The sequence below is a fragment of the Allobosea sp. P4_C6 genome (assembly GCF_056402015.1).
In genome coordinates this window covers 1-10,022 of record NZ_JBFUIF010000076.1, presented here as the reverse complement: position 1 = coordinate 10,022, position 10,022 = coordinate 1, and the positions used below count along the sequence as shown (strand labels likewise).

Below are 10,022 nucleotides of genomic sequence, written 5' to 3'. Positions count from 1 at the left end.
GTCATGGCTATGAGTTACGAGCTCATCGTTCACAAGGGCAGCATGATGTCCTGTGGGCTCGAATGGCGCAGGCGGTGGACAGGCAAACCAATCACCTTCGTTGAGGCGGTACATTATCCAGAACAGCCAAAACGCGGCACCGCTGCGACGCAAGTCAAGCTTGACGAGCTGATCTGGAAGCTAGAGGGGCCAGAGAAGAGCTCCTGGATTTGGAGGAGTTGGACGAGAGCCGGCTCGAAAAGATACGAAGGAGTTTTGCGCGCGGGAATCGAAGGCGCGTGGCAACCCTCAGCCTAAATGCGCCTGACACCGAGTTGGGCAGCCGCGGATTATCGCCATGTCCGATAGAATCAGCATCGATCGACTGAATTTAGCTAAACTCGAAAGCGCTCGAACACTAGCGGAGCGCTTGATCTCGATTTGCCTCGCTCGGCATGAGCGCATCGTTACGGCGGAGTCATGCACTGCGGGATTAMTCGGGCAGACGCTATCCGGGTGCGTCGGCGCCTCTATCGCGTTCGATGGCGGTTTTCTGACCTACACAAAGCAAGCTAAAACGAAAATGCTCGGGGTTTCCGCCGATCTGCTAAAGACCCATACCGCTGTTCATCGCCTGGTCGCTCACGCCATGGCGGATGGGGCGCTATTACGAGGCCCCGGCACAATTTCGCTATCCGTCACCGGCGTTACGGGTGATACCCCAGATGAGGACGGTAACCCGATCGGCCGTGTCATCATGGCCTGCGCAACGGCACACTCAACGCATAGCCTTCATTGTGAGTTTGGCCACTTGGTGTCGCCAGCACTGAATCAGATGGCAGTGGCAGTGACACTTGCATTGGCGTTGCAGAAACTAGGGGACGAAAGCGTGGCTACGATATTTTAGGCTGCACTGCTGTACTGGTTATCTACGAAGTGCGTCGCGACTGAGAGAGCCGGAAGGGAATGCTCTTGGATCTCATAGATTAGCGTCAGCGTTCGTCAAACGGCCGCATATCGCCTGGTTGATTGCGAAGGGAGATCGGCAAAGCCATATGGGCTATATGAGTCACCGTACGGCTTTCTTTCCAAACGCAATACAGTYGCCCGATCCCGGCTGAAGGCGCTGCGCGAAGCAAAGCGCCGGACCAGCTGGGTCAATCCGAATGAAAGCTATGAGAGGGCGGCAAAGGAGCTGATCTTCGAAGCATTGAAGCCGGGCAGCGCCTTCATTCAACGCTTTCGGCCCCTGCGGGTGAGCTGGCACGACGGGGCATGTTCAACAACCTGGTCCGCCCCCTGCTCAAGCTCACCGTACCAGGCGTATCGGACTTTTACCAAGGAACCGAGTTCTGGGATCTCTCGCTCGTTGAGCCCCGACAATCGTCGGCCGGTTGACTACAACCTTGCGGAAGCGGCTCTCGGGACCAGCGCTTCGCTCCACGAACTGCTGAAAACGTGGGCGGACGGGCGCGTCAAGCAGCGGATCGTCCGTACATTGTTGAAGGAGCGCGCCGCGTCGCCGCAGCTGTTTGCTGGCGGCGAGTATCGGCCTATCGCGCTTGATGGAGAGGACAGGGACGCCTACCTCGCTTTCAAGCGTGTATTGGGGGGTGAGGCCCTGCTCGTGCTTGTTACTCGTTTCACCTTAAACGAATGCCCAACGGGTGATTGCACCKAAATGGCGACGCTACCCTGCCTAGCCAAAAACGGCCGATGGCGGGAGCTTCTTAGAGGCCTCGAGCTCACGATTGTAGGTCACTGCATTCAGGTCCAGGACGTATTGAACGCGCTGCCGGTGGCCGTGCTTCGACAGGCATCGGCCTAAGGGGGAGTTCTCATAGCAACCGAGCGCTGGCCAACGGGCAGGCGCGCCACGCTAAGCTTCCGGCCAGTCTCCTCGAACGGATTCGCCCCGATCGCGGGGGTCGACGCCAGCCCTCAGCCGCATCCCGACAGCGAGCGTCGCCGATCAATACGGCCTGGCGCCATGGCAAAGGCGCAGCGTCATGCGCAACATGCGGCAGCGCTCTGACGTCGCGACGCTGTATCAAGCAACACCCACGCCCACTTAATTCATGCCTCCGTCGAAGTGCGCGTGGCAAATTGTTCGGCATCTATATTGCAGCTCGAAAGATTTGGCCGACTTCTCTATCTCGGAAGAATTGGATAGCTGCTTCTCAGTCCAATAGACGTCCTTAAGCCGCTCGTCGATAGAACAGGCCGTTGAGGGCTTTTGGTTCTGTTGCYGTGGGTCTCCAGATGGCAAGATTGAATGTCGCATAACGGGTAAAAACCCGCTCTGTTCCGCTTACGCATTCGTGGGTTGGAATGGAACTAAATGAGGCAGAACGCCGTTTTCCAGGGCATCGCGGCCAAGCCGCCCTGCCTCGGAGAAGACTCATGAAAAAGCTGATACTCGCGTCCTTTATCGGTACCGCAGCCTCCTTCGGCGCTATGGCGCAGACGTCCACCACCTCACCAGCCCCCGCTCCTGCACCGGCCGATGCGAACGCTCCGCTTCCGGGAGCCAATAGTTTCACTGAAGGCCAAGCCAAGAGCCGCCTTGAAGCCAATGGCTACACTAACGTTACCGGCCTGAAGAAGGACGATAATGGCGTGTGGAAAGGTACAGCCACTAACGCCGGCGCACAAGTCAACGTCTCGGTCGATTACCGCGGCAACATAACCCGCAATTGATCAATGCCGCTCGCATAACACCTTTGGAGAGACAGACATGACCCGCACGATCACCCGATCCTACGATAATTACGCAACGGCTAGCTCTGTCGTCGAGCAGCTTGAAGGCGCCGGCATTTCGAGCAGTAACATCAGCTTCGTCGGCCATAACGGCGAGACTGATGAGACGAATGCCGCCGAGGGCGCCGGTATTGGCGCGGGCGTGGGAGGTGCAGCTGGTTTGCTTGCGGGCCTGGGCCTGCTTGCCATTCCGGGTGTCGGCCCCGTCGTCGCCGCTGGCTGGCTCGCCGCGACTGCCGCCGGTGCGGTCGCTGGCGCTGCCGCAGGCGGTCTGGTCGGCTCATTCGTGAAGGAAGGCCATGACGAGGAGGAGGCCAACTATTACGCGGAGACTGTCCGTCGCGGCGGCTCCGTGGTCTCCGTCCGGGCCGAGCCGGAGCAGGAGGCGACGGTGGAAGCCATCCTCGATGGCGCGACGCCGATCGATCGAGATGCTCGCATGGCCCAATATCGCCAGGAGGGATGGACCCGCTTCGACGAGAACGCTGACCCTTATCTGCGCGGCCAGGCCGCCATCTAACGCTAACGTCGATCTTACCGTGGGCCCCGGGGTTCTCCCCGGGGCCTTTCTGCGAACACTCGCGTTTGCAACTGGGAGATTCCGGCCTAGCAGCGATCGCGCGCTGCCACGCGATAGGAGCAGCGGAGTTCCGCCGCTGCAAAACCTCAGGCAACGAGCGAGCGTCGATATTGCTCGATCGCCCGTAGCGTCAGCTCATCTTCATCCTCGGCAATCGCTACCAAGCTTGCGACGATATACGCCAGCTTGGTCCGCTCTTGCTCGTCAAACGGATCGGGGATGGTCGATCGAATCTCGGACCAGGCTGCATCAAGCGCGGCTTGCGCGCGGGCCAGGTCGACCACCGTCTCGTCGGCGATGGAGGCCTACATGTTTCTGGCGGATTGGCCGAAGAGCCAGAGAGACGCTGTCCACGCCTTCGCATTGAGGGCCTGCTTGGCGGCGGTCCGCGACGAGATTGAGCCCGAGACTGCGAAAGGGGTCTTCGCCTCCTGGGCTGAGRAGAACGACATTCTGGCGCCGGACGTGACCGCGTTTGCAACCAGCCGCCGGACAGGATCGCACGGCACCGCCTGAAACGAAAAGGCCCCGCCAGCCGGAGCTGGCGGGGCCATTAAGCGCGGCGCGGAACAAAACCAATCAGCTATCAACGTGCTCTCTCTCAACTGGTCCGTGGAGAGTGCCTYGGCATCATGTCCCTAATCATGGAGGTGTACCGTCGCGTGGGATCGAACTGCCGCGGTCGGCTTATGAGGTTCTCAATTTGATTGCTAGCGAACCGCACTTGGGCGGGAGCTTGCGCCCAAAGGCAGCGCCAAAGCCATAAGGCGCCGCGCCATCTTCCTTTAGGGCTTCAATACGACCTTGATGCAGCCGTCCTCCTTGTCGCGGAATTTTCTGTACATTTCGGGCGCATCCTCGAGACTCGCTGGATGGTGATGACGAAGCTCGGGTCGATTTCTCCGGCCTCGATCCTCGCCAGCAGCGGCTTTGTGTAAGCCTGGACATGGGTCTGGCCCATTTTAAAAGTCAGGCCTTTGTTCATCGCGGCGCCCAGCGGGATTTTGTCGCCCATTCCGACATAGACGCCGGGAATCGAAACCGTGCCCCCTTGCGGCAACGTTTCCATTAGGGCCCAGCCGTGACTTTTTCGTACCGCTTCCGCGACGCGGCGGGGCGGCGTGGTGTATGTCCGCCGCGGCCTGTGATTGAGGTCATCAACCAGTGGTGTCACGGGGATCAATCGACAACATGACCCATAACGAGGAATACGCATGAGTTCCGATCGACGGTGGTGACCAACACCAGGGCGAGGCAACTGACTTCGACGAGCTGGCGAACGTGCTCGCGAGCCCTATAAGCAGCGCCATATGCGAGTATTGTTAAGTCAGTGCTCGATCACATGGATGCGCGTGGGGGCCCATTCGACGCCGCATTCGTCGCCGCGGCGCAAGTTTGGCATGTCCATGCTGGGAACCCGGATCCGCAGTTCTTGCCCGGCCTTGCTGCCTAGGACAAGAACGCTGTCGCCATAGTTCACCAACTCCTCCACGGTAATGGAATTTCGCAGGGGCGATGCTCCCGCCCGTTCGGAACTGAGCCGGACCGTTTCGGGGCGAACCAGCACGCTGATGTCCTTGCCCGGAGAGATGTGCCGGGCGCTGGTGGCGACCGTGCCGAACCCGTCGACGTCCACGAGGCCGTCCTCGCGGGTCTTGCCCGAGAACAGGTTGCTGTCGCCGACGAAGGAGGCGACAAAGCGCGTCTTAGGCGTGAAGTAGACCTCGCTCGGCGTTCCGATCTGCTCTATGCGGCCTCGGTTGAAGACGGCGATGCGATCCGACATCGCCATCGCCTCGGTCTGGTCATGGGTCACATAGATCATGGTGACGCCAAGCTCGCGATGGATGCGCTTCAGCTCCATCTGCATTTGCTCGCGCAAGGTCTTGTCGAGCGCTCCCAAGGGCTCGTCGAGCAGAACGAGGTCCGGCTGGAATACGAGGGCGCGCGCCAGTGCGACGCGCTGCTGCTGGCCGCCGGAGAGCTCGGCCGGGGCGCGGCCGGCATAGTCGGCGAGCCCGACCATGGCGAGCGCAGCCGCGACCTTCGCCTGCGCCAGCGCCTTGGCGACGCCGCGCATGCGCAACGGAAAGCCGACATTTTCAGCCGCGTTCATATGAGGAAACAAGGCATAGTTCTGGAAGACCATGCCGATATTCCGGTCATAGGGCTCGACTGCATCGATCTGGCGCCCGGCGATGCTGATCTCGCCTCGCGTGGGGCGCGCAAAACCTGCGATCATCATCAGCGTGGTCGTCTTGCCGGAACCGGAGGGGCCGAGGAAGGAGATGAACTCGCCCGGCGCGACATCCAGGTCGATGGCGTCGACCGCGTTTTGCCCTGGCAGATAGCTCTTGGTCACCGATTTCAGCGACAGCGAACGGGCGGTTTCCATCGGAAGGCTCCAGCGTCTCAGAGGGTCGTCGCAGGCCGTTGCCGGCGCACAAGCCGGGCGGCGAACTGCGCACCGAGCCCGGCCAGCACGGCAGCCAGCAGTAGCGAGGATGCGGCGGAAATGGCAGGGTCGGCTTCCATCTGGAAACTGTTGAACATCTGGCGAGGCAGGGTTGCGCTGTCGCGGCCGGAGATGAAGATCGCGATCACCGCCTCGTCGAAGGAATGGATGAAGGCAAACAGCGCCGCCACGAGGAAGGCCGGTCGCAAGATTGGAAAAGTCACCAGCCGAAAGGTCGTCAGCGGCCGGGCGCCGAGATTCGCTGCAGCGTTCTCGAGTCTGCGATCGAAACTGACCAGCGCCGAGGTCAACGTCAGTACCACGACCGGTATCGACAGGCAGGCATGGGCGAGGATCACGCCGGTCATGCTCTGAACCAGCCCGAGCGAACCGAAATAGCTATAATAGCCCAGCGCCATCACGATGTGGGGCACGATCAGCGGCATCATCACGACGAGCCGGAAGGCCGCCCGAAAGCGAAACCGGTAGCGCACCAGCGCGAAGGAGGCGGGCGCACCGAGCAGCATCGCCAGGACCATCGTACCAAGCCCGATCAGGAAGCTGTTCAGAACCGGGCCCGTCCAGTTCGGATCGGAAAAGAAGCGCCGGTAATAGCCCAGCCAATAGCCCGGTGGCGGAAACTCCAACGACGGCGCGGTGCTGAAGGACATCGGCACGACGATGAACATCGGAGCGGCCAGCAGGATCGCGACAACAACCGCGATGATCACCGTGGAGCGCGACATCTCACCTCCACATCTTTTCGATGCCGAATAGGCGGTCGTAGATCACGAAGAGAGCGACCGCGGCGGCGAGCAGGACCATCGAAGTCGCCGAGGCCGCGCCAAATTCGAGCAATTGCTCGATTTGCTGGCCGATGCGACCGGCGATCATCTTGTCCTGCGGGCTTCCGATCAGCGTCGGCGTCACATAGAAGCCGAGGCAGGTGATGAAGACCAGGGTAGCGCCATTGAGCACGCCGGGCAGGCTCTGCGGCAGATAGACGGTCAAAAAGGCCCTGAGCGGCCGGGCGCCGAGGCTGGCTGCGGCGCGCATATAGACCTCGTCGATACGCTTCATCACGGCATAGAGCGCCAGCACCATGAACGGCACCAGCATATGGGCCATAGCGAAGGTCGCGGCGAAGGTGGTGAAGAGCAGGCGCGGCGGTGGGGTGACGCCGAGCGCCACGAGGACTCCGACGACCGGCCCGCGCGCGCCCAGGATTACCATCCACGCGTAGGTGCGGACGAGAAAGCTCGTCCAGAAGCTCAGCGCCACGACACCGAGCAAAAAGGCTGCGACCGCCCCGCCCTTCCGGGCTGCGACATAGGCCACGGGATAGGCGAAGATGAGGCTGGTGACCGTGACGATCAGCGCCGTCTGGAAAGTTCGCGCAAGGACGCTGAGATCGTATTTCGAGGCGAAGAATTCGGCGTAATTGTCGAGGCCTAACGTAGGCTCGCTCACGCTTATCCAGACGACCAGGCCCAGTGGCGCGAGGAAGAACACGGCCAGGAACAGGGTAGCTGGCGCATAGAGCAGGAACGGCGGCCGGATCAGGGCTCTGCCCCATCCGGACGCGCTCCAAGAGCCTCCTTGCGCTGCGACCGGCAGGGTCAAGTCGACAGCCATTGTTCGAAGCGCTTGGCCATGACGTCGAGCTGCGGCAACAGCTTCTCGGCATCGAGGATGACGGATCTCGACAGGTTCTCCGGCGAGGTCGGCATGTGGCGGATGACTTCGGGTGACAGATATTTGAACGAGATGGGGTTCATCGGGCCGTAATTGTTCTTCTGCGCGAACTGCGCCAGCCGCTCAGGACCGACGGCGAACTCGATGAAGCGCCAGGCATTCTTGGCCCGTGGGGAGCCGCGCGCGACCACCCAAGTCGCGACATCGATCACGGCCTGATCGAACACGAGTTCGACCGGCTGCTTCTGATCGACCATCGCCTGCGCGCTGGTGTTCCACATACCGATCAACTCGACCTCGCCATCACGCAGCAATTGCTGGGATTGCGGGCTCTGGCTCCACCAGACGCGGACCTCTTTCTTGATCCTCTCGAGTGATTTGAAGGCGCGGTCGAGATCATATGGAAACAGCTTCGCAGGCTCGACACCGTCCGCCATCAGCGCGAAGGCGAGCACGCGGGCAGGGTAGTTCTGCAAGCTGCGCGAACCCGGAAATCTGGTGGTGTCCCAGAACTCCTTCCAACTCTTCGGACCGCCATTGGGCATCTTGTCGCGGCGATAGGCGATGATGTTGGCGAAGGCATGCGAGTTGACGCCGTTCAGCGTCACCGCCCCGGGCCAGAGCGACGAGGTAGGGATCTTGCTCTCGTCATAGGTGTCGATCAGCTTGGCGTGGTTGGCGCGGCCGAGCTCAGCGACGCCAAGTGTCGTCACGTCGAATTCATAGACGCCGGTGCGGGCTTGCGCGGCGAGTTTGGCGAACGAAACCGGCGCGATCGTGCGGATCTCAATGCCGGTCTCCGCCGTGAACGGGGTGAAGAGTATCGCGCGCGCTGCTTCTTCCCAAGGACCGCCCCAGGTATTGATGTAGAGCGTCTCGGCGGCGCGAGCCCGCTTGATAAAGGGAATCGCGACGAGGCCGCCCCCCAGCATCGATAGCAGGTTGCGGCGCGTGGTCTGCGGTCGAGCCATCACTTTCCTAACCATGATACTGTCCTCTCAACCGATCGTTGCGCGATAGAGACGTAGCCAGTTGCCGGAGGTGAGCTTCTCGACCTCGGYCGCCTTGAAACCGACCCGCTCCAGTGCCGGTGCGACGTCGGCCAGGCCGCTTATTTTCTTCAGCCAAGCTGGCTTCTCGCTGGGGCCGGCCTTGGCTGCCGAGCCCGCGCCGTACTGGACCGAGCGGGTCCAACGGCCCGAGCGCATCCAATCGAGATAGGCCTGGCTGGAGTGATGGCTGAAATCGGTGCCAAGGGCGACATGGTCGATGCCGGCTATGTCGACGGTCTGCGCCACCATCCGCGCCCAGGCATCGACGCTGTCGCAGGCCGGTTCAGGCGTGATGTTGCGATAGGCGGCGCAGCCAATGACGCCGCCCTTTTCCGCTAGCGCCTTGATGATCGCATCGCTCTTGTTGCGCTTGTGCGGAAAGACGGAGGCCGGGTTGGCGTGGGTGATCGAGACCGGCTTTTGCGACCACTCGATTGTATCGAGCGTGGTCTGGTCGCCGACATGCGAGAGGTCGATCAGCATGCCGCACTGGTTCATTTCCCGGACGACCTCGCGGCCAAAGCGGGCGAGGCCAGGATCTACCGTCTCGTAGCAGCTCGAGCCAAGCTCGTTCTGGTTGTTGTAGGTGAGCTGCAGGACCTTGACGCCGAGATCGGCGAAGAGCTCGACATAGCGGATGCGGCCATCGAGTAGATTGGTGTTCTGGTAGCCCAGCAGCATCGCGACCTTGCCGTCGCGATCGGCTGCGAGGATGTCGTCGGTCGTCCGCACAATAGTCATCAGATCGGCGTTGGCGCGCGCAAGGTCGCGCCACTTCGCGACGGAATCAAATGACTCGATCGCGCCTTCCCAGAAGCCGAGCGTCGGCGTGACGCAACTGAATCCGCCGGCCTTGAGATCCTCGAATACGCCGCGGTCGAACAAACCGCATTGCAAGCCGTCTATCAGCATCGGAGAGCGCCTTTACGAAGCGGAGGAAACAGGAGTGGCATGAAGCCGGGAGGGGTCGGCGGTCAGCATCGAGAGATCGGTCTCATCCTCGTCATTGCGGCCGATGACCCGTCCGTCCGCCTCGACGCGCACAGTGCCGGCATGGCGGCGGCTCTCGAAGGAATCGGGCATCAGCGCATCGTGCGAGGCGTGGTACAGCGGCCACCAGCTCGAAGCGGCGGCGGCAAAGCCGTCGCGACGCACCATATCGATGGTGCTGCGCTTCGCTGAGGGCCGGGCCGCGACTGAGATCTGGACACCGTCCCCCTTCGGCTCGATGTCGGCCGTCAGGCCGAAACGTTCGGCAAGCCCGCAGACGACCCGCAATTCGGCGGCCTCCGTGAGGTTGAGCGCGAGAACTGYGCCCTTGCCGGTCAGCCGGAAGCGCTCGGCAGCGAGATCGAGCAGCGTCTCGGCGACAGTCCAGGCATGCTGGCCGACGCAGTCGATCGTCAGCGTTTCGCCGGAACCGACATCGTTGAGCGGGGCGATGCGGCTCGCACGCAGATGCTCGATCTGCTGCGCGATGCCGGCCAGACCCGGCCCCGGC

At 61.7% G+C, this 10,022-nt stretch carries 12 protein-coding genes and 1 pseudogene; 5 read left to right on the top strand and 8 right to left on the bottom strand.

Annotated features, from left to right (window positions below):
• The first annotated feature begins 337 nt into the window (after positions 1–337).
• From AC1DVA_RS25085 to AC1DVA_RS25070, 4 genes are all read left to right on the top strand, one after another.
• Positions 338–886 carry a CinA family protein gene (locus AC1DVA_RS25085; RefSeq protein ID WP_476807672.1) on the top strand — a complete coding sequence of 183 codons (549 nt, stop codon included), beginning with the start codon at positions 338–340 and terminating at the stop codon, positions 884–886.
• A gap of 462 nt (positions 887–1,348) precedes the next feature.
• The gene (locus AC1DVA_RS25080; RefSeq protein WP_476807671.1) at positions 1,349–1,807 is read left to right on the top strand and encodes a hypothetical protein; all 459 of its coding nucleotides are present in this window, start codon (positions 1,349–1,351) and stop codon (positions 1,805–1,807) included.
• Between the two features lie 575 nt (positions 1,808–2,382).
• Positions 2,383–2,679, top strand: coding sequence for a PepSY domain-containing protein (locus AC1DVA_RS25075; RefSeq protein ID WP_265055250.1), 297 nt, complete (start codon positions 2,383–2,385; stop codon positions 2,677–2,679).
• A gap of 37 nt (positions 2,680–2,716) precedes the next feature.
• A complete protein-coding gene (locus AC1DVA_RS25070; protein ID WP_265055249.1) occupies positions 2,717–3,259 on the top strand; it encodes a hypothetical protein in 543 nt (180 codons plus the stop codon).
• Between the two features lie 146 nt (positions 3,260–3,405).
• Here AC1DVA_RS25070 and AC1DVA_RS25065 read toward each other — a convergent pair whose 3' ends face one another.
• Positions 3,406–3,603, bottom strand: coding sequence for a hypothetical protein (locus AC1DVA_RS25065; protein WP_265055248.1), 198 nt, complete (start codon positions 3,601–3,603; stop codon positions 3,406–3,408).
• On the opposite strand from AC1DVA_RS25065, the gene AC1DVA_RS25060 reads away from it, so the two are divergent.
• Positions 3,539–3,835 carry a DUF982 domain-containing protein gene (locus AC1DVA_RS25060; RefSeq protein WP_476807670.1) on the top strand — a complete coding sequence of 99 codons (297 nt, stop codon included), beginning with the start codon at positions 3,539–3,541 and terminating at the stop codon, positions 3,833–3,835. The genes AC1DVA_RS25065 and AC1DVA_RS25060 overlap by 65 nt on opposite strands.
• A gap of 269 nt (positions 3,836–4,104) precedes the next feature.
• Here the strand turns inward: AC1DVA_RS25060 and AC1DVA_RS25055 are convergent.
• The 7 genes and pseudogenes from AC1DVA_RS25055 to AC1DVA_RS25025 all read right to left on the bottom strand — a co-directional run.
• A pseudogene (locus AC1DVA_RS25055) lies at positions 4,105–4,370 on the bottom strand (glutathione-dependent formaldehyde dehydrogenase); the annotation flags it as partial.
• A 276-nt stretch (positions 4,371–4,646) separates the two neighbouring features.
• The gene (locus AC1DVA_RS25050) at positions 4,647–5,714 is read right to left on the bottom strand and encodes an ABC transporter ATP-binding protein (RefSeq protein ID WP_476807669.1); all 1,068 of its coding nucleotides are present in this window, start codon (positions 5,712–5,714) and stop codon (positions 4,647–4,649) included.
• A gap of 17 nt (positions 5,715–5,731) precedes the next feature.
• Positions 5,732–6,520, bottom strand: a complete 789-nt coding sequence (locus AC1DVA_RS25045) for an ABC transporter permease (protein ID WP_476807668.1) — start codon at positions 6,518–6,520, stop codon at positions 5,732–5,734.
• A 1-nt stretch (position 6,521) separates the two neighbouring features.
• The gene (locus AC1DVA_RS25040) at positions 6,522–7,244 is read right to left on the bottom strand and encodes an ABC transporter permease (protein WP_476807667.1); all 723 of its coding nucleotides are present in this window, start codon (positions 7,242–7,244) and stop codon (positions 6,522–6,524) included.
• A gap of 149 nt (positions 7,245–7,393) precedes the next feature.
• Positions 7,394–8,440 carry an ABC transporter substrate-binding protein gene (locus tag AC1DVA_RS25035; protein ID WP_476807666.1) on the bottom strand — a complete coding sequence of 349 codons (1,047 nt, stop codon included), beginning with the start codon at positions 8,438–8,440 and terminating at the stop codon, positions 7,394–7,396.
• Positions 8,441–8,467: 27 nt separating this feature from the next.
• Positions 8,468–9,433 (bottom strand): dipeptidase, encoded by a 966-nt coding sequence (locus AC1DVA_RS25030; protein ID WP_476807665.1) that lies wholly within the window; start codon positions 9,431–9,433, stop codon positions 8,468–8,470.
• A 12-nt stretch (positions 9,434–9,445) separates the two neighbouring features.
• A partial coding sequence (locus tag AC1DVA_RS25025) for a hypothetical protein (RefSeq protein WP_476807664.1) occupies positions 9,446–10,022 on the bottom strand: 577 nt, incomplete at its 5' end.